This is a genomic window from Bosea sp. 685, from assembly GCF_031884435.1.
Lineage (GTDB): Bacteria > Pseudomonadota > Alphaproteobacteria > Rhizobiales > Beijerinckiaceae > Allobosea.
Genome location: NZ_CP134779.1, coordinates 252050 through 277247, shown reverse-complemented (window position 1 = coordinate 277247; position 25198 = coordinate 252050). Strand labels below are relative to the sequence as shown.

The 25198-nt window shown below is 66.1% G+C and carries 24 protein-coding genes and 1 pseudogene; 12 read left to right on the top strand and 13 right to left on the bottom strand.

The genetic code is table 11. The features are described from left to right. Positions 1 to 30: 30 nt before the first annotated feature. From RMR04_RS02395 to rpoH, 4 genes are all read left to right on the top strand, one after another. Entirely contained in the window at positions 31 to 2040 is a 2010-nt protein-coding gene (locus RMR04_RS02395; protein WP_311912768.1) for a uroporphyrinogen-III synthase, read from the top strand. 15 nt (positions 2041 to 2055) lie between these two features. Further along, positions 2056 to 3735, top strand: coding sequence for a heme biosynthesis protein HemY (locus tag RMR04_RS02390; protein ID WP_311912766.1), 1680 nt, complete (start codon positions 2056 to 2058; stop codon positions 3733 to 3735). Positions 3736 to 3889: 154 nt separating this feature from the next. Next, a complete protein-coding gene (locus RMR04_RS02385; protein ID WP_311912765.1) occupies positions 3890 to 4876 on the top strand; it encodes an RluA family pseudouridine synthase in 987 nt (328 codons plus the stop codon). A gap of 214 nt (positions 4877 to 5090) precedes the next feature. After that, positions 5091 to 5987 carry an RNA polymerase sigma factor RpoH gene (rpoH, locus tag RMR04_RS02380; RefSeq protein WP_311912763.1) on the top strand — a complete coding sequence of 299 codons (897 nt, stop codon included), beginning with the start codon at positions 5091 to 5093 and terminating at the stop codon, positions 5985 to 5987. Positions 5988 to 6045: 58 nt separating this feature from the next. Here rpoH and RMR04_RS02375 read toward each other — a convergent pair whose 3' ends face one another. Continuing rightward, positions 6046 to 7098, bottom strand: coding sequence for a DUF2125 domain-containing protein (locus RMR04_RS02375; RefSeq protein WP_311912762.1), 1053 nt, complete (start codon positions 7096 to 7098; stop codon positions 6046 to 6048). 101 nt (positions 7099 to 7199) lie between these two features. Between RMR04_RS02375 and RMR04_RS02370 the strand changes: the two genes are divergently transcribed. Then, the gene (locus tag RMR04_RS02370; protein WP_311912761.1) at positions 7200 to 7769 is read left to right on the top strand and encodes a gamma-glutamylcyclotransferase; all 570 of its coding nucleotides are present in this window, start codon (positions 7200 to 7202) and stop codon (positions 7767 to 7769) included. Between the two features lie 144 nt (positions 7770 to 7913). On the opposite strand, the gene RMR04_RS02365 is transcribed toward RMR04_RS02370, so the two are convergent. From RMR04_RS02365 to RMR04_RS02345, 5 genes are all read right to left on the bottom strand, one after another. Then, positions 7914 to 8303, bottom strand: coding sequence for a hypothetical protein (locus RMR04_RS02365; RefSeq protein ID WP_311912760.1), 390 nt, complete (start codon positions 8301 to 8303; stop codon positions 7914 to 7916). 107 nt (positions 8304 to 8410) lie between these two features. Beyond that, a complete protein-coding gene (locus tag RMR04_RS02360; protein WP_311912759.1) occupies positions 8411 to 9175 on the bottom strand; it encodes a lysophospholipid acyltransferase family protein in 765 nt (254 codons plus the stop codon). Positions 9176 to 9225: 50 nt separating this feature from the next. Beyond that, positions 9226 to 9981 carry a YdcF family protein gene (locus RMR04_RS02355; RefSeq protein WP_311912758.1) on the bottom strand — a complete coding sequence of 252 codons (756 nt, stop codon included), beginning with the start codon at positions 9979 to 9981 and terminating at the stop codon, positions 9226 to 9228. A 136-nt stretch (positions 9982 to 10117) separates the two neighbouring features. After that, a complete protein-coding gene (locus RMR04_RS02350; RefSeq protein WP_410492310.1) occupies positions 10118 to 11074 on the bottom strand; it encodes a cell division protein FtsX in 957 nt (318 codons plus the stop codon). Further along, on the bottom strand, positions 11067 to 11690 hold the full coding sequence (locus RMR04_RS02345; RefSeq protein ID WP_410492309.1) for a cell division ATP-binding protein FtsE: 624 nt from the start codon (positions 11688 to 11690) through the stop codon (positions 11067 to 11069). The genes RMR04_RS02350 and RMR04_RS02345 overlap by 8 nt, the downstream gene beginning before the upstream one ends. A gap of 313 nt (positions 11691 to 12003) precedes the next feature. On the opposite strand from RMR04_RS02345, the pseudogene RMR04_RS32055 reads away from it, so the two are divergent. From RMR04_RS32055 to RMR04_RS02330, 4 genes and pseudogenes are all read left to right on the top strand, one after another. Beyond that, positions 12004 to 12060 (top strand): annotated as a pseudogene (locus tag RMR04_RS32055) (hypothetical protein); the annotation flags it as partial. A 350-nt stretch (positions 12061 to 12410) separates the two neighbouring features. After that, positions 12411 to 12779: an FxLYD domain-containing protein gene (locus tag RMR04_RS02340; protein WP_311912754.1), complete on the top strand. Its 369-nt coding sequence runs from the start codon at positions 12411 to 12413 to the stop codon at positions 12777 to 12779. 232 nt (positions 12780 to 13011) lie between these two features. Next, a complete protein-coding gene (gene hpt, locus RMR04_RS02335) occupies positions 13012 to 13572 on the top strand; it encodes a hypoxanthine phosphoribosyltransferase (RefSeq protein WP_311912753.1) in 561 nt (186 codons plus the stop codon). Between the two features lie 3 nt (positions 13573 to 13575). Further along, entirely contained in the window at positions 13576 to 13950 is a 375-nt protein-coding gene (locus tag RMR04_RS02330) for a response regulator (RefSeq protein WP_311912752.1), read from the top strand. A 3-nt stretch (positions 13951 to 13953) separates the two neighbouring features. Here RMR04_RS02330 and RMR04_RS02325 read toward each other — a convergent pair whose 3' ends face one another. Then, positions 13954 to 14517: a TspO/MBR family protein gene (locus RMR04_RS02325; protein ID WP_311912751.1), complete on the bottom strand. Its 564-nt coding sequence runs from the start codon at positions 14515 to 14517 to the stop codon at positions 13954 to 13956. Between the two features lie 171 nt (positions 14518 to 14688). Between RMR04_RS02325 and RMR04_RS02320 the strand changes: the two genes are divergently transcribed. Then, the gene (locus RMR04_RS02320) at positions 14689 to 15843 is read left to right on the top strand and encodes a trans-sulfuration enzyme family protein (RefSeq protein WP_311912750.1); all 1155 of its coding nucleotides are present in this window, start codon (positions 14689 to 14691) and stop codon (positions 15841 to 15843) included. Between the two features lie 112 nt (positions 15844 to 15955). On the opposite strand, the gene RMR04_RS02315 is transcribed toward RMR04_RS02320, so the two are convergent. After that, positions 15956 to 16417: an ATP-binding protein gene (locus tag RMR04_RS02315; RefSeq protein WP_311912749.1), complete on the bottom strand. Its 462-nt coding sequence runs from the start codon at positions 16415 to 16417 to the stop codon at positions 15956 to 15958. A 249-nt stretch (positions 16418 to 16666) separates the two neighbouring features. Between RMR04_RS02315 and RMR04_RS02310 the strand changes: the two genes are divergently transcribed. Beyond that, the gene (locus tag RMR04_RS02310) at positions 16667 to 17971 is read left to right on the top strand and encodes an aminotransferase class V-fold PLP-dependent enzyme (RefSeq protein ID WP_311912748.1); all 1305 of its coding nucleotides are present in this window, start codon (positions 16667 to 16669) and stop codon (positions 17969 to 17971) included. A gap of 207 nt (positions 17972 to 18178) precedes the next feature. Here the strand turns inward: RMR04_RS02310 and RMR04_RS02305 are convergent, their stop codons facing one another. After that, positions 18179 to 19798 carry a peptide chain release factor 3 gene (locus RMR04_RS02305; RefSeq protein WP_311912747.1) on the bottom strand — a complete coding sequence of 540 codons (1620 nt, stop codon included), beginning with the start codon at positions 19796 to 19798 and terminating at the stop codon, positions 18179 to 18181. 162 nt (positions 19799 to 19960) lie between these two features. Between RMR04_RS02305 and RMR04_RS02300 the strand changes: the two genes are divergently transcribed. Continuing rightward, the gene (locus RMR04_RS02300) at positions 19961 to 21634 is read left to right on the top strand and encodes a methyl-accepting chemotaxis protein (RefSeq protein ID WP_311912746.1); all 1674 of its coding nucleotides are present in this window, start codon (positions 19961 to 19963) and stop codon (positions 21632 to 21634) included. 124 nt (positions 21635 to 21758) lie between these two features. Here the strand turns inward: RMR04_RS02300 and RMR04_RS02295 are convergent, their stop codons facing one another. From RMR04_RS02295 to RMR04_RS02280, 4 genes are all read right to left on the bottom strand, one after another. Beyond that, entirely contained in the window at positions 21759 to 22538 is a 780-nt protein-coding gene (locus RMR04_RS02295) for an ABC transporter permease (RefSeq protein ID WP_311912745.1), read from the bottom strand. After that, complete coding sequence (locus RMR04_RS02290; RefSeq protein WP_311912744.1) at positions 22535 to 23461, bottom strand: ABC transporter ATP-binding protein; 927 nt, start codon at positions 23459 to 23461, stop codon at positions 22535 to 22537. Before RMR04_RS02290 ends, RMR04_RS02295 begins: the two co-directional genes overlap by 4 nt. Positions 23462 to 23810: 349 nt before the next feature. Beyond that, positions 23811 to 24308, bottom strand: a complete 498-nt coding sequence (locus RMR04_RS02285; protein WP_311912742.1) for a hypothetical protein — start codon at positions 24306 to 24308, stop codon at positions 23811 to 23813. 187 nt (positions 24309 to 24495) lie between these two features. Continuing rightward, positions 24496 to 25119: a hypothetical protein gene (locus tag RMR04_RS02280; RefSeq protein WP_311912741.1), complete on the bottom strand. Its 624-nt coding sequence runs from the start codon at positions 25117 to 25119 to the stop codon at positions 24496 to 24498. Between the last annotated feature and the right edge of the window lie 79 nt (positions 25120 to 25198).

Below are 25198 nucleotides of genomic sequence, written 5' to 3'. Positions count from 1 at the left end.
CTGATGGCGCCCAGCGCGAGAGGAGACCGCATGCGCATACTCGTCCTGAGGCCGCAGGCCGATGCCGAGCGCAGCGCCCGCGCGGTTGCCGCGCGCGGCTGCGAGCCGTTGATCGCGCCGCTGTTCACGGTCGTGCGCCTGCCCGATCCGGCGCCGGCCGGAGATTTCTCGGCGCTCGTCCTGACCAGCGGCAATGCAGTCGGCGCACTCGCTGAGGCGCCCCTGGGCTGGCGCGACCTGCCTGTCTTCAGCGTCGGCGCGCGCACTGCCGGCAAGGCCCGCGAGGCCGGCTATGCCGATGCCCGCAGCGCCGACGGCAATCGCCATGACCTGATCGATCTGATCAGCCGCAATCTGCCGCCGCCGTCGCGGCTGCTTCTGATCGCCGGCCGGGACAGCCATGAGGATGTGCCGCAGCGCTTGCGAGAGGCCGGCTACGACGTGACGATCTGGACGGCCTATGCAGCCGAGGCCGTGACCGCGCTCCCGGCCAATGCAGCCGAGGCCCTGCGCGGTGGCAAGGTCGATGCCGCCCTGCATTATTCCCCGCGCGGCGCCCGAACCTTCCTGGCGCTGGCGCGGGAGGCTGGCCTCGCAGAACCTGCCCTGGCGCTGACCCATGTCGCGCTCTCGGCAGACGTCGCGGCACCGCTGATCACGGCGGGAGCCAGCACGGTGCTGGTCGCCGAACATCCGGAAGAAGCGGGCCTGCTCGCCGCCCTCGATCAAGTGTCCGCTCGCAATCGCCTGCGCGACGATGTTAGAGACGAACCGGCTGCGACGACAGGCGTCGAGACGGAGACAGGCCCGATGAACGAGCCCGATGCTGAAGCGATGAAGCGTGGCCGCGCCCGCCGCACACCGCCGACCATCGATCTGACGGCACAGGACACGTCAAAGGCGCAAGACTTGCCAAAGGCACAGGACTTGCCAAAGGCACAGGACGCCGCGCCATCCGCCACGGACACGAGCTCGGCGAGCGCAGCCGCATCCGAGGCCGCGCTGCCGACCGAGGCGCTGCCCCAGGAATTCGCCGCGCCGGAGGCCAAACCCTCGGGCGCGCATGCTGGCTCCGACGACGAAGGATCGCACCGCGCGGGCGCTGCCGAAACACCGTTTCTCCCGGAGACGAGATCGCGCCTGCCCTGGCCGGCCCTGGCGCTCGTCGGCATCGTCGGCGGTGTGGTCGGCGCCGGGCTCACCATGCTCGCCTGGAGCCGCGCGACGCCTGCCGTCGACCTCGCCCAGATCGCCGAACTCCGCGCCCGGCTCGACAGCCTGCAAGGCGCCACCACCGCGCTCGACCGCAAGGCGGATGCCGCCGTCAAGGCCGGGACAGAGGCGCAGGCCGCCGCGACCCGGCTGGTTGAGCAGGCGAAGGCGCAAGGTACCCAGAGCGCCGATGCCGGTGCCATCGCAAGTTTGAGTGCCCAGGCCCAGCGCGCCGAAGCCGCAGCCAATGCGCTCGGCCAGCGGCTCGGCGCGGTCGAGACCCTCGCCAAGACAGCCTCCGCACCCAGCCCGCAGGCCCTTGCCGCCGCACGCATCGTCCTGGCCGAGCGCATCCAGAGCGCCATCGCCTCGGGCCAGCCCTTCGCCGGCGACGTCGCGGCGCTCGCCAAGGGCGGCGGCGCGCCCGAGCAGCTCGCGGCGCTGAACGCGGTCGCGACCACCGGCGCCCCGACCCGCGACACGCTGCTCGCGCAGTTCCGTGAGCAGCGGGCCATGTTCGCCAGGGAAATGACGCCGGCGACCGCCAACTGGCAGGACCGCCTGCTCGGGCTCGCCAGCCGCATCGTCACGATTCGCCCCGTCGGCGACACCGGCTCCAATGATCCCGCGACATTGCTGATCCGACTGGAGAACGCGCTGGCGAGCGGGAATATCGTGGTGGCGGCCGGCCTCTGGAACCAGTTGCCCGAGCCGGCGCGGCGCGCCAGCGTCGATTTCGGCGCGGCTTTGCAAAAACGGGCCCAGGCAGATGCCGCGATTGCAAAAATCGCACAGGATGCTGTCGCCGCGCTCGGCGCGGCGGGCTGACGGAGGATAGAGTTCATGGTTCGGGTTCTGCTCTATCTCCTCGTCTTCGCCTGCCTCGCGGTCGGTGCCGTCTGGCTTGCCGATCGTCCCGGTGAGGTTTCGATTCTGTGGCAGGGCTACCGCATCGAGACCAGCGTCGCGATCGCCGCCATCGGCGTCGTCGTGCTCGCCATGCTGGCGATGCTAGCCTGGGCGCTGATCCGCTTCGTGCTCGGCATGCCTTCGGCCTTCAGCTTTGCTTCGCGGGCACGCCGCCGCGCCCGTGGCTTTGAAGCCGTCTCGCGCGGCATGGTCGCGATCGGCGCGGGCGACCCCATCGCCGCCAGCCGCCACGCGGTTGATGCGCGCCGCTTCTCCGGCAATGAGCCCCTGACCCTGCTGCTGGAGGCGCAGGCCGCCCAGCTCTCCGGCGATCGCGGCCGGGCCGAAGCCGCCTTCAAGACCATGCTCGACAAGCCCGAGACCCGCGTGCTCGGCCTGCGCGGCCTCTTCGTCGAGGCCAGGCGTCGCGGCGACATGACCGCCGCGCGCGCCTTCGCCGACGACGCCGTGCGTCGCTCGCCCTCGCTCGCCTGGGCCAATGACGCCTTGCTCGACTTCCACACCAGTGCCGGCGACTGGCAGGCGGCGCGCACCGCCGTCGAGCGCCGCGCCGCCCTGCGGCTGGCCGAGAAGGCCGAGGCCAAGCGCCAGCGCGCCGTGCTGCTCGCAGCCGAGGCTTTGCAGGCGCGCGATGGGGAGCCTGAAAAGGCGCTCGCCGCCGCGCTGGAGGCGACCAAGCTCGCGCCCGGCCTGACGCCGGCCGCGGTGCTGGCGGGCCGCATGCTGGCCGAGCGTGGCGACATCCGCAAAGCCTCGAAGATCCTGGAGGCCGCCTGGAAGGAGGTCTCCCATCCCGACATCGCCGCCGCCTATCTCGATGTCCGCTCCGGCGACAGCGCCCAGGACCGGCTCAACCGCGCGATCACGCTGACGAAATTGCGCCCGGCCGATCCCGAGGGCGTGCTGGCGCTCGCCGGCGCCGCGATCCACGCCCGCGATTTCGCCAAGGCCCGCACGACCCTGAAGCCGCTGCTCGCCGGCGGCGCCTCGGTGCGCGCCTGCCTGCTGATGGCGGAGCTCGAGGAGGCCGAGCACGGTGCGGCCGGCCGGGTGCGCGAGTGGCTCGCACGGGCGACACGCGCGCCGCGTGACGCCGCCTGGGTCGCCGACGGGCTGGTCTCCGATCAATGGCTGCCGGTTTCGCCGATTTCGGGCCGGCTCGATGCCTTCGTCTGGACAGTGCCCCCCGCCACCCTCGGCAGCCATGCCCCGGCCCTCGACGACGTCCTGGCCGATCTCGACGATTCCGCGCCCCTGATCGAGGCCCGCGCCGAAACCGTGACGACCGAGCCTGCCAGCATTCCGGCCATGCCGCCGCCGAAGCCGAGCGAGCCGCCGCCGGCAGCCATCGTCGAGCCCGCGCCCAAGCCGCTCGAGGAGGCCAAATCTGCCGTGGAGTCAAAGCCTGTCGCGGAGCCCAAACCTGCCGTGGAACCAAAGCCGGCTGCGGCCAAACCCGACGCAGCACCGGCAAAGGGCGACGCGCGCGCCACGCCCGTGATCTTCCCCGTCTCGCATGCACCTGACGATCCGGGACCGGAAGAGGCCCAGATCGTCGAGGAAAAGAAGGCGAAGTTCCGCATCTTCGGCTGAGATAAGTTCTTCGGCTGAGGCAAACTCGGTCGCACGCGACTTACGGCGCGTGCGAAAAGAAGTGCGGCTTTCGGCCCGGGCGCTTATAGCGTCGGTCATGACATCACAGCCAAGCCAATTTGAGACCGCTCCGCCTGCGGGCGTGACCTTGCATGTGACCGCCGAACAGGCAGGCGCGCGCCTCGACAAGGCACTGGCCTTGCTGGCCGGCGAGATTTCGCGGGCCCGCCTGCAGCAGATCGTCAAGGATGGCGGCGTCAGTCTGAACGGCACGGTCACGACCGATGGCAGCCGCAAGGTCGTCGAGGGCGACGCGCTGACGCTGATCATGCCCGAGGCCAAGCCCCCGGCCCCGGCGGGGCAGGACATCCCGCTCACCGTGGTGTTCGAGGACGAGCACCTGATCGTCATCGACAAGCCTGCCGGCCTCGTCGTGCATCCTGCCGGCGGCCATGAGGACGGTACGCTGGTCAACGCCCTGATCGCCCATTGCGGCGAAAGCCTTTCAGGCATCGGCGGCGTCAGGCGACCGGGCATCGTGCACCGGCTCGACAAGGACACCAGCGGGCTCCTCGTCGTCGCCAAGAACGACAAGGCCCATCAGGGCCTGGCGAAGCAGTTCGCCGACCATGGCCGCACCGGCCCCCTCCAGCGCGCCTATCTCGCCATTGTCTGGGGCTTTCCACGCCGGGCGCATGGCACCGTCGAGGCCAATATCGAGCGCTCGAACAAGAACCGCGAAAAGATGATGGTCGTGGGCGAGGAGCGCGGGCGCGAGGCCATCACCCATTTCACGGTCATGGAACGCTACCCGGCCTTGCTCAAGGGCAGGGAGGAGACCGAGGCGCTCGCCAGCCTGGTCGAGTGCCGGCTCGAGACCGGCCGCACGCATCAGATCCGCGTCCATATGAGCCATCTCGGCCATCCCCTGCTCGGCGACCAGCTCTACGGCTCCGGTTTCGCGACCAAGGCGAGCCGCCTGCCCGAGCCCGCCCGTCTGGCGCTGACGCAATTGGGGCGGCAGGCGCTGCATGCGGCGCTGCTGGGTTTCGCCCATCCCGCCACGGGCGAGGAGATGCTTTTCGAATCCGATCCGCCGCCTGAGTTTGCAAAATTGCAAGACGAACTCGCGAGGCTGTGAGGCAATCTCGCTATCCTGCCCATTTTCCGCCAAGCTGTCTTGGCATAGAGTAGGTGTTGGATGCGGATGGCTAAGGGGCGCCGCACGTGGCTTGAAACAGCGCCGAACCGTTAGCCGGTTCCGGCGTTGTATCTTTCACGACATCCGAAACCTGCGCGAAGGTTGATCGCGCGGTTGGTTTGCCGCGAAGCGGGAACCAAGAAGGAGAACGAGCATGGCGATTGCGTCGCTGCCCGTCATGTCCGCGGAAGGCGGACTGTCACGTTACCTCGACGAAATTCGTAAGTTCCCGATGCTGGAACCGAACGAGGAATTCATGCTGGCGAAACGCTGGCGCGAGCACGGCGACCGCGATGCGGCGCATCGGCTCGTCACGTCCCATCTGCGGCTCGTGGCCAAGATCGCCATGGGTTATCGCGGCTATGGCCTGCCGATCGGCGAGGTCGTGTCCGAGGGCAATGTCGGCCTGATGCAGGCGGTCAAGCGCTTTGAGCCCGACAAGGGCTTCCGGCTCGCGACCTATGCAATGTGGTGGATCAAGGCCTCGATCCAGGAATACATCCTGCGTTCCTGGTCGCTGGTGAAGATGGGCACCACCGCCAACCAGAAGAAGCTGTTCTTCAACCTACGCAAAGCCAAGAGCAAGATCTCGGCGCTTGGCGAGGGCGATCTGCGTCCCGAGCAGGTCAAGACGATCGCCACCAAGCTCGGCGTCAACGAGCAGGACGTCATCGACATGAACCGCCGCCTCGGTGGCGACGCGTCGCTGAACACGCCGCTGCGCGAGGATGGCGACGGCGAATGGCAGGACTGGCTGGTCGACGACAGCGAGAGCCAGGAGCGCCGCTATGCGGATTCGCAGGAAAGCGACAACCGCCACTCGGCCCTGCGCGAGGCGCTCGATGTCCTGAACCCGCGCGAGCGGCGCATCTTCGAGGCACGCCGGCTGGCCGAGGACACGATCACGCTGGAAGAGCTCTCCGAGGAGTTCAACGTCTCGCGCGAACGCGTCCGCCAGATCGAGGTGCGCGCCTTCGAGAAGGTGCAGGATGCGGTCAAGAAGGCCCTGACCCGCATCGAGGCGCCGCGCGCGGCGCTGCCCGCGGCGTAACCGCTGCCAATCACGAACAAAGGAAAAGGGGCGCGATGCGCCCCTTTTTCATGTGGCCTCAGTATAGGGGCAGGAGCGGCTGGACCGGCAGCCGGATCGGCCCGAGATAGACGCGGCCCTCGCGCAGCACCACCGGCGGCAACGCCGTCAGGCCAGGCGCCGCACCCGGCACTTGTGCGCTGGCCCGGCCGCCGAGCAACCCTCCTAGGCCACCGAGCACTCCCCCGACCGGAACGCCGGCGATCTGCTTGATGCCGGCGAGCGAAGCCTGGATCTGCCCGGACACGCGATGCGTCTGGTCGAGCAGCAGCAGGCCGCTCGCCTCGATGCGGGCCGGGCCCTTGACTGAGACCAGCTTCGTCAGCTCGACCTGCCCCCCAGTGCCGCGCCAGCGTTCCAGCGCATCGGGATTGAAACCGAGCTTGAAGGCCTCGGCCTGCGTCAGGGTCGCCTGGATGTCGACATCGCCGGCCTCGCTCGTGCCGAGCAGCGCATCGAGCGCAGGCAGGACAGAGCCCTTGGCGCTGATGGCGAGATCGGTGGCCTGATCGCTTGCCGGGCGTGTCGGATTGCGGCGCAGATGGACCTCCAGGCTGGCCGCGCGCCAACCTTCATTGGCCTGGCCCGGCGTGGCGAGGGTCGCATTCGGCTCGGTCATGACGAGGGAGACCTGCTGGGGCGCCGCGCCGTTATGCGTCAGGCTGGCCTCGAGCCGAGCCCAGGCCAGATCGAGCTTGCGGCCCTCGGGCAGGCTGGCCTGCAGCGGGCCGGTGATCTGCACGATGACGAGCCCGGGCGAATAGATCTGCCCGAGCGCCAGGCTCGGCCCCGTCTGCAGCTTCACCGCATCGCCCCAGCGCGCCGAGGTCAGTTCCAGCGATGCGCAACGCAGTTCGACACGAAACGGAAAACCGCTGATTGAACGGTCCAGGCAGCTCCAGCTGCGACCGAGCCCGGCCTCACGCGCCAGCGCCGTATCGACCGCATCGGCGACGCGCCCGCGCACCACGAACCAGAAGCCGCTCCAGGCCACGGCCAACAATGCGAGCAGCACGAAGGGGCCATAGAGCCAGAACCGGCTGCGGCGACGCGTGGGAGTCAGATCGGTCATAAGGCGGCAGTCCATTGCGAAAAAGCGAGCGGATTGTTAGCTGCCGCCGGGCAAGGACGCCAGTGCGCCCATCAAGCAGGCGGCCACGGCTAAATTATGGGATGACGATGACAGCTGATCTCGGTGCGAGCGATCTCTGGGTCTTCGGCTATGGCTCGCTGATCTGGCGGCCTGGCTTTCCCTTTGAGGAAAGCGTCGTCGCGCGGCTGCACGGCTACCACCGCTCGCTTTGCATCTTCTCGCATGTGCATCGCGGTACGCCCGAACGTCCCGGCCTCGTACTGGGCCTCGATCGCGGCGGCATCTGCCGCGGCCTCGCCTTCCGGGTCGCAGCCAATGAGGCGGCCGAGACCGTGACCTATCTACGCGCCCGCGAACAGGCGACCTCGGTCTATCTCGAGCGCCACATGCCGGTGCGGCTTGATGACGGGCGCAACGTCAAGGCGCTGGTCTATGTCGCCGACCGCAAGCACCTGCAATATGCCGGGCGGCTGCCGCCGGACCAGATTCTAGAGCTGGTGCGCAACGGGCGCGGCGGCTCGGGCGAGAACCCGGACTATGTGCTGCAGACCCATGAGCATCTGCGCAAGATGGGCGTCTTCGACCCTGTCCTCGCCGATCTCGCGCAAAAACTCGCACCCGGCCTCGGCGAGCCGCGCCCGCCGCTCTAGAGCAGGATGCGAAAAAGTGGGAACCGGTTTTTCGCATTGATCCGGCTAAGCGTTTTTGAGCGAAGTGGATACCGGTTCCCTCGCGACAAACGCGAAGCGTTTGCGCGGAGAAAACGCGTCAAAACAAAATGCTCTGATACCGGCTCAGACTTCCGGCATCAGGTCGAGCAGCGCCGCGCGGCGGCTCATGCCGTCCTCCGCAAGGAGATGGACATGGATTTCGCGCGCGCCGGCTTGCGTCACCGCCTGCCGCCAGCGCGTCAGCGCCGCCTCGACCCCGAACGGCCCACTGTCGCGCGCGGCGAGAATCTGGCGATCCGGCGAGACCGCCAGCAGCACCGCATCGGTGAAGCCGAGCGCATGATCGTCGAAGACCGTGAAGACCGAGGCGACGTAGCGCCGGCCCGAACGTCCGCGCCAGGCGGTGAAGCGACGCTCGGACAGGCCCGCTGTGCTGCGCAGCGGCATTTCGCGCGCCGAGACCACGGGCTCATCGGCGAAAAGATCGGCGTGGGAATAGGCGAGAGCGGCCATCCGTTCCTCCTTTTGTTCCAGAACAAAATGAGAACGAACAAGCTATCTGTCAAGGGCTGCCGGCCCGGTCGATCGGCCTCGTCAGTCGGCTTTGCTGACAGCTGCTGTCAGGAGCCTTTCGCCAGCGGATCGAGACCGAGCTTGGCCAGTTCGCTACGTCCCAGCGCCAGCAGCCGGTCGCTTTCCGTCTCGATCCTGTCCTGCAGCAGCGCCTGGAACTCCATCTTGCTCAGTCCCGGCTGAATCGCCGGCAGGAATGTCAGGCGGATCGTGCCTGGCGGGCGCAGGAACTTGCGGCGCGGCCAGTACAGGCCGGAATTCAGCGCGACGGGCACGCAAGGCACGTTGAGATCGGCATAGAGATGCGCGACGCCGTATTTATAGTCGGGCGGAGCCCCGGCCGGCCGGCGCGTGCCTTCCGGGAAGATCAGGAGCTGGCGCCCGTTCTCGCGCATCTCGATCCGCGAGCGCCGTGTGACCTGGGCCAGCGCCCGCGCCCGCCCGCCGCGATCGACCGGGATCATCCTGAGCTTGAGCAGGCACCAGCCGAAGAACGGAATCCAGGTCAGTTCGCGCTTCAGGATGAAGACCGGATCGGGAAACAGCCCGATCAGGACGAAGGTCTCCCAGGACGACTGGTGTTTCGACGCCACGATCAGCCCACCGCTCGGGATATTCTCGAGCCCCTTGATCTCAATGCCCGTGCCCGACGTCACCCGCATCAGGAAGAGCGCGCTCCGGGACCAGCCGTGAGCGACCTTCATCAGATAGCGTCGCGGCAGCAGCAGAGCGGGAAATGCCGCGAACACCAGCCAGAGCGACAGGTTGACGTAGAACACGACATTGGCGAGCAGGGAGCGCAGGATCAGCATGGCGGGCAAAGACCCCGTCAGCTCGCCGCCGTCAAGCGCGCGAACGCGGATCAGGCGCTGTTTTGATGGCCATGCAGGCGCGTACGCTTCTCATAGTCTGGCCCGAGCAACCCTGCGGGCTTGGGCGAAACCGGTTTGCGGCCGCCGATGATGACCGAGAGCCGCGACGTCTCGGGATCTTCCTCGAAGGCGCTGCGCAGGCGCGCCACAAGGTATTTGCCGTATTCGGGCCCGAGCAGCCGGACTGTGTTCCAACTCCGCCACCAGCCGGTGGTGTCGATCTGGTCGGTCACGACCGGATGCGGCACGAGGCGCACGCCCGGCATCGCATGGGCGAATTCGGCCAGCACGCGCGGCATGTGGTAGTTTGAAGTCACCACCAAAAGCGAGTGGAATTCATGCTGGCGTACCCAGCGGCGGGTCTCGATGGCGTTGCCGATGGTGTTGCGGGCGCGGTAGTCGAGATCGACGCAGCAGGCGAGGAGCTCGCGCGCCGAGGGGTTGAGCTTGGCGAGCTCCTCGCGACTCGTCTTCTCATTGACGCCGCTGATCAGCAGGCGCGAACCGCGCTCGGCGCCGAGCAGGCCGATGGCGTCGCCGATGCGCTGCGAACCGCCGGTGACGACGACGATCGCGTCCGTACGCGGCACGGCGACAGGCTCCCGCGGCTCAATTCCGGAGGCGAATTCGGCATAGCCCAGCCCGAGCGCCACGGAGGCGGCAACCAGCATGCAGCCCAGGAGCCAACCCAGACGCCTTGGCCAGCTCCAGCCGGGCGCATGCGTGCGGGACTGCCCGGGCGTCATGGATCGCTCGTTTCGTCCTGCCAGCAGATGCTCGTGACTGCTTCCGATCATCACCATGTCTTGGTTAGGTTAAACCGCCAATCGGGCATAACGGCGGCGAGCTCGACATTCCTGCCGCCACAAGGGTTAAGGCTTTTTAAGCCAACGCGCGCAAATAATGTCGCACCGTGAAGCGTGAGACGAGCCCGGCGATCGCCGCCACGACCCCGGCCACCATGATCACCGCGACATAGCCTGACCAGCCGATCTCGAAAGCCCCGAATAAAGCCTGCAATTGTTCTGCCTCGGGCGCCGCGCCCAGGCGCGATGCGACGAAACCGAGCAGGGCGATCACGACAATCGCGCCCGCTCCACCGATCGCGCCGCCCCGCAGGCCCAGCCTGACGAAGCGGCTCTGGAATTCACGCGCGATGAAGGCATCATCGGCTCCCACGAGATGCAACACCTCGACGCTGTCGCGGCTGCCGGCCATGGCGCCGCGCGTGGCAAAGGCGACAGCGAGCGCGGCCGCCGTCAGCACCAGCAGCACGACGGCGGCACCCGACAGGATGATGGTGCTCGCCATGGTCGAAAGCCGGCGCACCCAGAGGCGGTGATCGTCGAGGATCGCGCTCGGAATCTCGTGGCGCAGCGCGGCGCTGAAAGCGGAAAGATCCGGCCCGACATTCGATCTCAGCTTGATCACGATCAATCGGGGCACGGGCAATTCGACGAGATCGAGCCCCGTGCCGAGCCAGGGCTCGAGCAGCTTGTCCGATTCCGCCTTCGGCACCACGCGAACCGTCTCGATGCTGGCGACGCCCGCCGCCATCGCCACCGCACGCGAAAGATCGGCCTCCATGTCGCGGCGCGAATCCGGCCTGATCTGGATCGTCATCTCATTGGCGACCGCACCGCGCCATTGCTCCGAGGCGCGCGCCGCCAGCACGGCCGCGCCGGCGCTCAACGCCGCCAGGAAGGTGAGGATAGCAATGACCGCCATCAGCGCCCGCCCCGCCACCGAATCGAGCGGCACCAGAGGCTGGTCTCGCCGCAGGTTCGGCGGCAAGGCCAGTTCCTCATGCCCGGCTTCATCGTTGTCGGCGTCATGCATCGACATGCAGATGCCCGTCGACGAGGACAAGACGCGGCGCGTCGTAGAGCTCCATCAACGCAAGATCATGCGTCGCGATCACCACCGCCGTACCCAGCGATTGCAATTCCATGAACAGCCGGAGCAGGCGCCGGCCCAGGCCGGGATCAACATTGCCCGTAGGCTCGTCGGCCAGCAGCAATTCAGGCCGGCTGATCAGCGCGCGCGCGATCGCAGCGCGCTGCTTCTCGCCACCCGACAGGACCGGCGGCACCGCATGCATGCGTTCGCCCAGCCCAACCCAGCGGAGCAGTTCGACGACCTCGGCGCGGTAGCTCGTCTCTTCCTTGCCAAGCACGCGCAGGGGCAACGCCACATTCTCATAGAGCGTGAGATGATCGAGCAGGCGGAAATCCTGGAACACCACACCCATGCGGCGGCGAAAACCGGTCAGCGTCGTCGCGTCCAGGCGCGAGACGTCCTGCCCGAACAGGTTGACCAGCCCCCGCGTCGGCTTCAGCGCCATCAGGACGAGACGGATCAGCGTGGTCTTGCCGGCGCCCGAAGGACCGGTGAGATACTGGAACGAACGCGGCTCGATGCTGAAGTTGATGTCCTTCAGCACCTCCGGGCCCATGCCATATCGCAGGCCGACATTCTCGAACCGAACCAAACCGCCATCCCTTCGAGCCGCATTGCGAATCTCGTTCGCGATCCTACACCTCAAGCACGCCGCCCCGGAATGCGACGTGAGCGACAGGCACCTTGGCGCACAGGTTCTTCACGAGGCGTTAACCATAAATCGGCTCAATGGAGAGCGGCGCCCGCAACCGTAGGTAACGAAGCTTGAACCGCGATGGTGCGCGGTGAAGGCTTCCCGGCGAGGCCGGCCAAAACTGTTCGGCGCCAAGACTATTCAACCGAGGCAAGGAGCCGAGTCTGGCAAGCCCATGCTGATCGTCTGTCCATCCTGCTCCAGCCGATATGAGCTCGACGCGGCCAAGCTCGGCCCGGCCGGGCGCAAGGTCCGCTGCGCCTCCTGCCAGACCTTGTGGCATGTCGACCCGGCGCAGGATTTTCCGGAGCCCCCCAGCGCGGTGGAGACGCAGGCCCTCCTGAACGAGGAACTCGAGCGCGCCAGCGAGATTGACGCGCAGATCAGCGCCGTCGCCTCCGAACACGCGGACACGGTCGAGGCCCCCCACCGCAACCGCGCAAGCGCGGCAAAGGCAAGCGCCCCCCGACGAAAGGCGCCAAGATCGGCCAACTCGGCCCGCGCCACGCTGCGGCCTTCGTCGCGCTCGGCCTTGGCGGCGCAGCGCTGCTCGGCCTCCTCGTCTGGCAGCGCAATCTCGCCGTGCGCGGCGCGCCGCAGCTCGCCATCGTCTTCGAGAAGCTCGGCCTCCCCATCAATATCCGCGGCCTCAGCTGGAGCGCCGTCGAAAGCGGACTGGTCGAAGACGGGCAGAATCGCTTCCTCGTCGTCGAGGGCGACGTGACCAATATCAGCAAAGGCAGGGCGCCGATGCCGCCGATCGAGGTTGCGGTCAAGGATGCCGCCGGCCAGACGCTCTACACATGGACGACAGAGCCGCCGCGACCGAACCTGGAGCCAGCCGAGCTCGTCCGCTTCCGTGCCAGGCTCGCCTCCCCGCCCGAGGCCGGAAAATCCGTGCTGGTGCGCTTCACCTCGGCCAAGCCGACAGGCCTCGCCAGCGCGCATTAGATCACGTCGCATTCGGACGGAATTGTCCGAATGCGACGTGATCGATTCCAGGAGTTGAGAGCATTGCTCTTGCGAAAAACCGGTGCCCACTTTTTCGCGCAGTGCTCTAGCCGGATAGAGCCTCTGGCCGATCCGCGAGGATGCTATAAACCTGCCTGAAAGACGAACCGCGCGACATTCTGCGCCGAAAGGCTGGCCGGTTCCCGGCCGGCCGCGAAAGGACGACGAGACGATGGCTGAAGCCCGGCGCATCAGGGTGCTTTACGACGAAGGCGCGATCGCGCAACGCAATGAGGAAATGGCGCGGATGATCGCGGCGAACGCGCCGCCGAATCTGCTCGTGGTGGCGGTGCTGAAGGGCAGCTTCATGTTCGTCGCCGACCTGATCCGTGCCATGCATCGCGCCGGCATGACTCCGCAGGTCGAATTCGTGCATCTCTCCAGCTATCGCAACGCCACGATCTCGTCCGGCCAGGTCGAGATCCTGCGCGACGTCCAAAGCGACGTGCGCGGCCGCGAGGTGCTGCTGGTCGACGATATTCTCGAATCCGGGCGCACGCTCGCCTTCGCCAAGGATCTGCTGTCGGCACGCGGAGCCGCCAAGGTCTCGAGCGCCGTGTTGCTGGAAAAGCCCGGCAAGCGCGCCGTCAACATTAAGGCGGATTATATCGGCTTCGAATGCCCGGACTATTTCGTCGTCGGCTATGGCATGGACGTTGCTCACGCCTATCGGCAATTGCCTTATGTCGGCGTCATCGAGACGGCCGATCAGGCTGGCTTGCCCGGGATCTGAACAATGTCGCGAATTCTGGTCGTCGATGACGAGGAGCCCCTGCGCACGCTCGTGGCGCGCGGCCTCACCATGGATGGGCATACCTGCCTGATGGCGGCCGACGGCGCCGAGGCGCTCGATATCCTGATCGCCGAGAAGGGCCGCTTCGACCTGCTGCTCACCGACATCCGCATGCCGTTGATGGACGGGATCGCGCTCGCGCTCGCTGCGAAGCAGGAGTTCCCCGAGCTGACCATCATGCTGATGACGGGTTATGCCGAGCAGCGCGAGCGGGCGAAGAGCCTGGAGGCGATCGTCTCCGAGGTGATGGTAAAGCCGTTCACCATCGCCGATCTGCGCGCCACCGTGATGAAGGTCATCGAGCGCTCGATCGGCTAAAACCTATTTGTTTAGCCACCAGATCGAGGCGTTGAGCAGCGTCGCGAACGAAACCCAGGCCGCATAGGGCCAGAGCAGACCGGCCGAAAGCCGGTCGAGCGGCCGGAATTGCGCGATCGCCGTCAGAATCAGCGCCAGCAGCGGCAGGATCACCAGCATCCCGCCGACCGGGCTATTGAGCCCAAAGAAAACGCAGGACCATAGCAGGTTCAGCGCGAGCTGGACGTGATAGACGGCGAGCGCCTGCACCCTGCCCGGCGTCGCCGCCGGCAGGCGCAGAATGCGATAGACGGCATAGGCCATCATCGCAAAGAGCAGGGTCCAGACCGGCCCGAACACCCAGTTCGGCGGATTGAAGACCGGCTTTGCGAGGCCCGCATACCAACCGGGGATCTGCGGCACGGTCACTGCGCTGCCGACAATCGAGGCGACGACGACAGGGACGATGACGATCAGCGCATTGCGCCAGAACGGGCCCGAGCTGTGGGCGCGGAGTGCGGATGGGGTGCTCATGCGTACGAGATGGGGCAGGCGCGCGGCCCCGGCAAGGCCGCGCACTTGCGTCACCTGCCTGCCCTGCTCCACATGGCCATTCCCAGAGCCTTGCACGAAAAAGTGGATACCGGTTTTTCGCAAGAGCAATGCTCTCAACTTTTGGACTAGATCACATCGCATTCGGACGATGCCGTCCGAATGCGATGTGATCTAGTCACTCATGGAACCATTCGGGATCGCCTCATGTCCAAGCGCTCGCTCCATCCCCGCTCGCTCGCCGCGCAGGCCATGGGCAAGATCGACCCGCAAACCAAGGGCGTGGTCACCCCGATTCATATCGCCACGACCTATATCCGCGACGAGGACAACGCCTATTCCTCAGGCTTCGTCTATGGCCGCCCCGACAACGAGACGATCCGGGAGGCCGAAAGCGTGCTCGCCATGCTTGAGGAGGCGAAGGCCGGCGCGCTGCTGTTCGGCTCCGGCATGGCGGCGGCGACCGCCGTCTTCCAGGCGCTCTCGCCGGGCGACCATGTCGTCGCCTCCAAGGTGATGTACTGGGCTCTGCGCGCCTGGCTCCTGACCGAAGCGACGCGCTGGGGGCTGATCGTCGATTTCGTCGAGACGGACGATCTCACCGCCGTGAAGGCGGCCGTGAAGCCTGGCGTCACAAAGCTGATCTGGGCCGAGACGCCGTCGAACCCGCTCTGGACCATCACCGACATCGCCGGCGTGGCCGAGATCGCGCGCAAGGCCGGCGCCAGGCTCGCGGTCGATTCGACCTGCGCCTCGCCGGTGCATACGCGCCCGCTGACGCTGGGCGCCGACATCGTCATGCATGCCGCAACCAAGGTGCTGAACGGCCATTCCGACGTCGTGGCGGGCGCGCTCTGCGCCCGTCAGGACGACGAATTCTGGAATCGCATCAAGACCGTGCGCAAGGGGCAAGGCGGGATTCTGGGCCCCTTCGAGGCCTATCTGCTGATGCGCGGCCTGCGCACGCTCCATCTCAGGCAGGAGCGCCAGAGCGCGTCGGCCATGGCGCTGGCGCAAAGGCTCTCGGCCCATCCGCAGGTGGCGCGGGTGCTCTATCCCGGCCTGCCGCAGCACCCCGGCCACGACATCGCCGCCCGCCAGATGGAAGGCGGCTTCGGCTTCATGCTCTCGGTGCAGGTGACGGGCGGCGAGGCTGCGGCGATCAAGGCTGCGGCTCATGTCGAGCTCTACAAGCGCGCCACCTCGCTCGGCGGCGTCGAGAGCCTGATCGAACATCGCGCCTCGATCGAGGGTGCGGGCTCGCCCTGCCCCACCGACCTGCTCAGACTCTCGACCGGCATCGAGGATGTCGAGGATCTCTACGCCGATCTCGACCAGGCCCTGAAGGCCGGGCATCGTTAGAGCGTTTTCGAGCGAAGTGGACACCGGTTCGCGTGAAGAAAACGCGTTAAAACAAAAAGCTAGAGCAATTGAACGATCCAACTGGATCGGAAATTGCTCTAGCCAATCGCAATCACGGCGGCCAGCGCACGGTGATGACGCGCATGCGGCTGAGGCTCAATTGCGGCGGCGGCGACCGTGTCGCCAGGACCGCGACGCCGTTGTAGCGCTCCAGGCGCTGCAGGAGATAATCGATCTCCTGGTCGGCGTAGCGGTCATGCGCATCCTTCACCGATGTCCGCTTGCCGAACAGCGCGTCGGCCTCGTCGAGGAACAGAATCGATCCCGCCGATTGGGCTGCGAGGAAGGCGCGATCGAGGTTTCGCTCGGTCTCAGCAACGAATTTGCTGACGATCATCGACAGATCGACGCGGTAGACCTTGGCCCCCAACTCGCTCGCCATCCGGTCCACGCCGGCTCGCGCCATATGCCCGCTCACATTGGAGAAGAGATAGAGCCTCGGCTGATGAGCAGCGACGCCAGCCCGCTGCGCCAGCATGGCGAAATGCGGAGTGGCCGCAAGCGACGCCGTCATGGGACGCGATGGCTTGAACATGCGGCCTGACCTTGTTGGTCTCCGGATATGCGAGTGTAGCCTAGGAACACCTTCCAGGCCATCGCGCTGTCCCGCGCCGGACAAGCCCCCGGAAAGGTGGCTCGACGCCCACCGCTCGGTCAGGCCCTTGCTCCGGTGCGCCTCAATCCGCCCCCTCTACTGAGACCGTCACAGCCTTGAAACAGGGCAGCGCTAGCTCACCGCAACGCCAGTGAGGAGATGATGATCATGCAAGGCCAGACGCTCGTGACCAACCGCCGGACGCTCCTGCTCGGGCTCGGCGCCGCAACACTGGCAGTGCAGGCCCTGCCGGCCTCAGCCCGCAACCTGCCGGCGCTTCCCACAAGCAATCTCGGCAGCGACGCCAGCTACTGGAGCGCAGTGCGCGACCTCTACAGTGTCACCCCCGACATGGTGAATCTCGAGAACGGCTATTGGGGCATCATGGCCGAGCCGGTGAAGGCCGAGTACAAGCGCCTGACCGACTTCGTGAATTTCGAGAACACGGTCTATGCCCGCACCAGGATCGGGCAGGATCTCGACGATGTCCGCGCGCCGCTGGCCGCCTTTCTGGGCGTCGCGCGGGAAGAGATCGCGCTGACGCGTGGCGCGACCGAAGCGCTGCAAGCGTTGATCTCGGGCTACAACAAGCTGAAGCCCGGCGACACCGTGCTCTACGCCGATCTCGACTATGATTCGATGCAATACGCCATGAACTGGCTGAAGGATCGGCGCGGGGTCACGGTCGCCAAATTCGACATCCCCGAGCCCGCCACCCGTCAGGCCGTACTCGATGCCTATGACGCCGCGCTGAAAGCCAATCCGAAGACCAGGCTGCTCCTGCTGACCCATATCAGCCACCGCACCGGGTTGATGATGCCGGTCAAGGAACTCGCCGCCATGGCCAAGGCGCGTGGCGTCGACGTCATCCTCGATGCCGCCCATAGCTGGGGCCAGATCGACTTCCAGGCCAAGGATCTCGGCATCGATTTCATCGGCTTCAATCTGCATAAATGGATCGGCGCGCCGCTCGGCGTCGGCATGCTCTACATCGCCCGCGAACGGCTGGCCGATATCGATCCCTATATGGCCGATGAGGATTTCAAGGCCGACGATGTCCGTTCCCGCGTCCACACCGGCACGCCGAACTTCGCCGCCCAGCTCACCGTCCCGACCGCGCTGGCGCTGCATCGCGAAATCGGCCCGCAGGCCAAGGAGGCGCGCTATCGCCACCTGCGCAATTACTGGGTCAGCAAGGCGCGCGAGCTGAAGGGTGTCGAGATCCAGACGCCCGACGATGCCACCATGGTCGCCGGCATCACCTCCTTCGCGCTGACCGGCAAGCGCTCGCCAGCCGAGACGAACGCGATCGTCGCGGCGCTGCGCGACCAGCACAAGGTGATGACGGTGCGCCGCGGCGGCGTCGCCAAGGGCAACACGATCCGGATCTCGCCGGCGCCCTACATCATGGAAGCCGATCTCGACCGCTTCGTCGCGGCGCTGGCGGTGGTCTCGGGCAACCGTGCTGGGTGAGCCAGACGCGTCATTCTCGGGCCAGGCAAAGCCTGGACCCGAGAATCTCATGTAGGAAGAGACGGTTCTTCAGGAGATGGTCGGCTCAAGGCCGACCATGACGCCGAAGCCTATCCCTTCGCCACCTTCTGATAGTCCTGTACGTGAGCACCGGAAGCGCAGACGGTCGCGTCAGGCGGCCTCGCCAGTAGAATTCACGAGCGATCTCTAGCTCTTCGCCACCTTCTGATAGTCCTTCACATCGGAAAAGCTCACCTCCGGCGCGCGCTCGGCGTCGTATTTCAGGGTGAACTGGCTGGACGCCATGAAGACCGGGTCGCCGTCGAGATCGTCGGCCATCGAGGACGGCTTCAGGGAGACGAATTTCTGCAGCGCCGCCTTGTCGTCGGACGAGACCCAGCGCGCGATCGAGAATTGGCAGGGCTCGAAATCGACCGGCAGCGAATATTCGACATCCATGCGCTCCTTGAGCACGTCGAGCTGCAACGCGCCGACCACGCCGACGATCGCCGGCGCGCCATCATGCGGCAGGAAGAGCTGGACGACGCCTTCCTCGGCCATCTGCTGCAGCGCCTCGCGCAGCTTCTTGGCCTTCATCGCGTCCTTCAGCTTGACGCGGCGCAGGATTTCCGGGGCGAAGCTCGGCACGCCCTTGAAGACGATGTCCTCGCCCTCGGTCAGCGTGTCGCCAATGCGCAAGGTGCCGTGATTGGGCAGGCCGACGATGTCGCCGGCATAGGCTTCCTCCGCGATCGAGCGGTCGCGGGCGAAGAAGAATTGCGGCGCGTTGAGCGGCATCGGCTTGCCGGTGCGCACCAGCTTCGCCTTCATGCCGCGTGAGAGCTTGCCTGAGCAGACGCGCATGAAAGCGATACGGTCGCGGTGGTTGGGATCCATGTTCGCCTGGATCTTGAAGACGAAGCCGGTCATCTTCGGCTCGTCCGCCTCGATCGTGCGTTTGTCGGCGATCTGCGCGCGCGGGCTCGGCGCATAGGCCCCCAGCGCATCGATCAGGTCGCGCACGCCGTAGTCGCGCAGTGCCGCGCCGAAATAGACCGGCGTCAGATGGCCCTCGCGGAACGACTCCAGATCGAACGGCTTGAGCCCCTCCGCCGCGAGGAAGACCTCTTCGCGCCAGGTCTCGGCCGCACCGTTAGGCAGCAACGTGTCGAAAAGCGGATCATCGGGACCCGAGACCGCCAGGTCCTGCGTGGTCTCGTCGCCCTTCTGGTTGCGGCGGAAGGTATTGGCCTTGAGATCATAGGTGCCGACGAATTCGCGCCCGCGCCCGACGGGCCAGGTCATCGGCGCGACATCGAGCGCCAAAGTGGTTTCGATCTCGGCGATCAGATCGAACAGGTCGCGGGTCTCGCGGTCGACCTTATTGATGAAGGTGACGATCGGGATGTCGCGCAGCCGGCAGACCTCGAACAGCTTCTTGGTGCGCGCCTCGATGCCCTTTGCCGCGTCGATCACCATCACCGCGGAATCGACCGCGGTCAGGGTGCGGTAGGTGTCCTCGGAGAAGTCCTCGTGGCCCGGCGTGTCCAACAGGTTGAAGACATGCCCGCCATATTCGAACGTCATCACCGAGGTCACGACCGAAATGCCGCGCTGGCGCTCGATCTTCATCCAGTCAGAGGAGGTCTGGCGGCGGCCGGCCTTGGCGCGCACCTCGCCGGCAAGCTGGATCGCGCCGCCGAAATAGAGCAGCTTTTCGGTCAGCGTGGTCTTGCCCGCGTCCGGATGCGAGATGATGGCGAAGGTGCGCCGGCGCGCATGAGGGGCGGTCGTCGCGGCCGCCTCGATGGTCTGGATGTCGGTCATGGCCGTGTGAGAACAGGATGAGGCCGGGGAAGTCAATCAGCCGAGCCCAAGGCGGCCGGCAATTACCTCGGCTTAATGATTACTCGCCACTATGCGGGGCTCCCGGGTCAGGCTTTGCGCACCGGCCCGATGAACGGGAGACAGCGCCTATGGATGGTCGCCTTGCGCAAGATTGCCAACCAGATTTTCGCAAGCGTGACCTTGCTGGCGCTGGCGGCTGCGCTCACGATCTTCATCGGCGTCCAGACGCTCAGCCGCTATGCCGCGATGACGGACGACATGCAGGCAGCCTCGCGCAGGGTGCTGATGGCCGAACGCATGAATGGTCTCGTCAATGCGGTCGTCATGGAAACGCGCGGCATGATCATGAGTCGCGACGCGCAGGACTCCGAGCAATTCGCCAAACCTCTCATGGCCGAGCTCGCCGACATTCGCAGACTGCTCGGGGAATGGCGTCAGCTTGTCAAACCCGATGACGAGGCTGCATTCCGCGAGGTTGCGATCCAGGTCGAAGCTTTTGTCCTCTTCCGCGAGGAAGCCGTGCGCCGGGGCCGCGAATCCGGCCCGACCGCCGTCAACGAACTCACCAACAACGAAAGCAACCGGGCCAATCGGCTGGCCCTGAACGCTGCCCTCAAGCGCCTCGCGGCGCTCAGCGGCGCCGACAGCGCCGCAATCGACGGCAAGCTCAGCGAACTCCAGAAGGACAGCATTCGCACGCAAATCCTGATCGGAACGCTGGTCATCTCGCTTGGCCTCGCCCTCACCCTCATCGTCGTGCGCTGGCGGGTAGCGAAGCCGCTGCGCCTCCTCGCCAAGACGATGCAGCGCCTGGCCTTTTCCGAGCCGGTTGACGCCATTCCGTCAACGTCGCGGCCAGACGAGATCGGCAGCATGGCGCGCGCCGTCGTGGTGTTTCGCGACAACGCCCGGGCGCGAGGTTCGCTCGAGGCCGATGCACGCGCTTCCGAGGCCGCCAGGGCGGGCCGGCAAGCCAGGCGCGAGCAATTGATTGCCGATTTCGACGTCAGGATCGAAGCCGTGCTCGACACGGTGCGCGCCAGCTCCCGCGAGATGGAAGCGACGGCGCGGAGCCTTTCCACCATCGCGACCGACGCCACCTCGCAGGCCGGCGGCGCGCGCAGCGCCTCGCTCGATGCGTCCGACAGCGTCCGCGCTGTCGCCGCCGCCTCCGAAGAGCTCTCCGCCTCGATCGCGGAAATCGCCGAGCGTGTCGGCAAGGCCAACAGCGTCGTCACCAATGCGGCGCAGGACGCTGAAGCGGCGAGCACCAGTGTCGCCAATCTGGCGCAGGCAGCGAGCAACATCGCCAAGGTGGTCGGGCTGATCCGCGACATCGCCGCCCAGACCAATCTGCTCGCACTCAACGCCACCATCGAGGCCGCCCGCGCCGGCGAAGCGGGACGCGGCTTCAGCGTCGTGGCCGGAGAGGTCAAGTTGCTGGCGAGCCGGACCGCGCAGGCGACGGATGAGATCGCTGCTCAGATCGGTGCCTTCGAGCGCGAGACGCAGGACGCCGTCGTCAGCATCGAGATGATCGCGGCCGTCATGAGCGAGGTCGCGCAGCATACCGTCGCCATCGCCGGCGCCACTACCCAGCAGCGGATCGCGACCTCCGAGATCGCCAGCAGCGCCCAGGCCACGGCCAGCAGCACGGCGAACGTCGCCAACCAGATGGAGCACGTCACGGCGGCGTCCGAATCGGCGACGGCTTCGGCGAGCCAGGTTCTGGTCACGGCCGAGAAGCTGGCGCGCGAGGCGCAGGATCTGCGTGGCGCGGTCGAGACCTTCTTCAGGGATGTGCGGGCGGCCTGATTGGCCGACAGCTCCGAGAGTATCGACCCGAAAAGTGGGAACCGGTTTTCGGAACAAGCCGATGCAGAATCGAAGCCCTACAGCATCAGGCCGAACAGGATATTCGGCCTGATGCTGTAGGGCTTCAGTTCTTCAGGCGATAGCCGGTGCGGAAGATGCAGCCGACGACGGCGATGCAGGCCGCGAGGAAGACCAGCGTCATCCCCAGGCTGACGCCGAGGCCGACATCGGCGACGCCATAGAAGCTCCAGCGAAAACCGCTGATCAGGTAGACGACCGGATTGAACAGCGCGACCGTGCGCCAGAAGCCCGGCAGCATATCGATCGAATAAAACGAGCCGCCGAGGAAGGTCAGCGGCGTCACGATCAGCAGCGGCACCACCTGCAAACGTTCGAAACCGTCAGCCCAGATGCCGATGATGAAGCCGAACAGGCTGAAGGTGGTCGCCGTCAGCGCCAGGAAGAGCAGCATGAAGAACGGATGCTCGATCCTGATCTCGGGCACGAAGAAGGAGGCCGTCAGCAGGATGATCAGCCCGAGCAGGATCGATTTCGTCGCGGCGGCTCCGACATAGGCGATCACGGCCTCCCACCAGGCGACCGGGGCCGAGAGCAGTTCGTAGATCGTGCCGGTGAATTTCGGGAAATAGATCGCGAAGGAGGCGTTGGCGATGCTCTGCGTCAGCAGCGACAGCATGATCAGCCCGGGCACGATGAAGGCGCCGTAAGGCACGCCGCCGATCACCGGCATATGCGAGCCGATCGCTCCGCCGAAGACGATGAAATAGAGCGAGGTCGAGATCACCGGCGAGACGATGCTCTGCAGCGGCGTGCGCCAGGTCCGCGCCATCTCGAACAGATAGATCGCGCGGATGGCGTGCCAGTTGACGATTGCCGCGGTCATCGACGGTCCCTCACCAGGCTGACGAAGATGTCTTCGAGCGAACTCTGGCTGGTGCGCAGGTCCTTGAAGCGGATATTCGCCTGGCTGAGATCCTGCAGCAGCGCTGTGATCCCCGTGCGCTCGGCCTTGGTATCGTAGGTGTAGACGAGCTCGTTGCCCTCGGCCTCGAGCGCCAAATTGTAGCTCGCCAGCGCAGGCGGCACGGAAGCCAGCGGCTCCTGCAGCGACAGGGTCAATTGCTTGCGCCCGAGCTTGCGCATCAGCTCGGCTTTTTCCTCGACGAGGATGATCTCGCCCTTGCTGATGACGCCGATCCGGTCGGCCATCTCCTCGGCCTCTTCGATGTAATGCGTCGTCAGGATGATGGTGACCCCGCGCTCCTGGAGCCGGCGCACGAGCTTCCACATATCCTGGCGCAGCTCGACATCGACGCCCGCCGTCGGTTCGTCCAAGAACAGGATCTCCGGCTCATGCGCGAGCGCCTTGGCGATCAGCACGCGCCGCTTCATCCCGCCTGACAGCATCCGGATCTGCGTGTCGCGCTTGTCCCAGAGCGTGAGGTCCTTCAGCACCTGCTCGACCAGAGCCGGATCCCGGCGCTTGCCGAACAGGCCCCGGCTGAAATTGACCGTGCTCCAGACGGTCTCGAAAGCGTCCGTCGTCAGCTCCTGCGGCACGAGGCCGATCTTGGCGCGCGCGGCGCGATAATCGGTGACGATGTCGTGCCCGTCGGCCAGAACCTGCCCGCTGCTGGGGTTGACCAGCCCGCATATGATGCTGATCAGCGTGGTCTTGCCGGCGCCATTGGGCCCGAGCAGCGCGAAGATCTCGCCGCGCCGGATCGACAGGTCGACGCCCTTGAGCGCGCTGAAGCCCGATTTGTAGGTCTTCGACAGGTTGGCGACGGAAATGATTGGCTGCATGGGCGGCATATAGGTGAGATCACGGCATGTTGCGATGCTGCGGGCATGCGCGCCGCGCGCAACCGGGAAAGCATCTACGCCTGACGGACTCTGTCAGCAGCCCGACATGGCCAGCAACCAGACATGGCAATGGCCGGAGCGAGGCCCGGCCACTGCAAATGTGAAGCGAAGCGGCCCTCCGCTTCAGCGCATGAAGAACCAGAGCAGGATGATCAGCGGAATCGGCACACCAAGGAGCCACAAAGCAATCGAGCGCATTGAAAAACCTCTTTCGAACGGACCATGCTGGGGCAACGCCCCCATGGCGCGAAAGGTTCCTCAATCCCAGGAAAGCCCCCGGAAGGGCGCGCTATTTGAAGCTGATGCCATCGATCAGCTTGGACATGGCGGCGTCATGGGTCTTGTCGCCATCCGGCGAAGCCCAATAGGTCATCAGGATGATCTTGCCGCTCGCCACATTCGGATTGATCGCGACATAGCGGATGATCGAGGGGCCGTCCTTATTGGTTGCGGCGAGTTCGGTGAAGGACCAGGCCCGGCCATTGACCTCGGACTTCTTGGTCTCGGACGCGCCGGTGACTGTGACGCCCTCCTTCTCGAAATAGCGGTCATGCTCCTTTTGAACGCTGGCCATCTCGCCGGGCGCAATCAGCTCGAACCAGAGATAGACCTCCTCGTCGGGCGTCTTGATCTCGAGCCCGCGCGCGATTGTCTTGCCCGACCATTCCTCGGGGATCGTCACGGTCGCGACGGGGTCGGCCGCGGTGAGGGTGAGCGGGCCCGCCAGGGCCGGCATGGTGACCATCACAGCGGCAACGGCGAAAGCCCGGATCATGTTCGACAACATCGCTATCTCCCCAGCGCCCAGATCCTAAAAGTCTGGAGCATTGCTCATGCGAAAAACCGGTACCCACTTTTTCGCGCAATGCTCTAGAGCCGGCCGATCTTCGCAGGCCGAAATCGGCAAGCCCTTCAGACTCGGCCGCGGCACGTTGCCCTTGGGGCAGGAGGCTGGCAATCGGGTTCGCTCAGTTTCAGGCGAACGCTGTGACGCTGGGATGCCAGCTCGGTTGATAGCCGTTCATCAGCGCGCTCAGCGTCGCCGGCGGCGTCAAGACGGCGACCGCGCCAGTTGGACGAGGCCGGCGCGCGATATAGCCCGATGGCGACCAGAGCAGTCCGGCATCCCCCCTGAGAGCCAGAAATCCCGCTTCAGTCGCGAGCATCGCGCCATCGGGCAATGCGCCCGCCTCCAGCTGGTGCAGGCGCTTCGCGCGGCCGATGCGCCGCTCCGCATCGAGCCTTTGGTCGATCGCCGGAAAGAGCGGCATCTCGCTCAAGCCGAGCCCGCTCACCAATGCCGCACGATAGTGCAGCGCATCCGCGCGACGGCATTCCATGCAGGGCCGGTGCCCGGCGGCGAGCGCGGTCACCTCATCGCAGAAGAACAGCTCGGTATAGCCCTGCCCCCAGACCGTCCGGCTGCGGCCCTTGAAGGAGAGCACACAGCAGAGCCATTGCCGGTTGGCATAAAGCCGCGTCGGCACGGCGTGCGACCGCGGATCGTGGAAACGCCCACCGCGATTGCCATAGAACAGGCCGCGCGCCGGATCGGCGAAGAGGCTGCCATCGGGGCTGACGCGATTGGGGAGAGGCATGCTGCGCACCACGCTCGGGTTCGGTGCAAGTTTAGGCTGCTCGATGTCAAATCGCGACAGCAGCGTATGGGTAAACGAA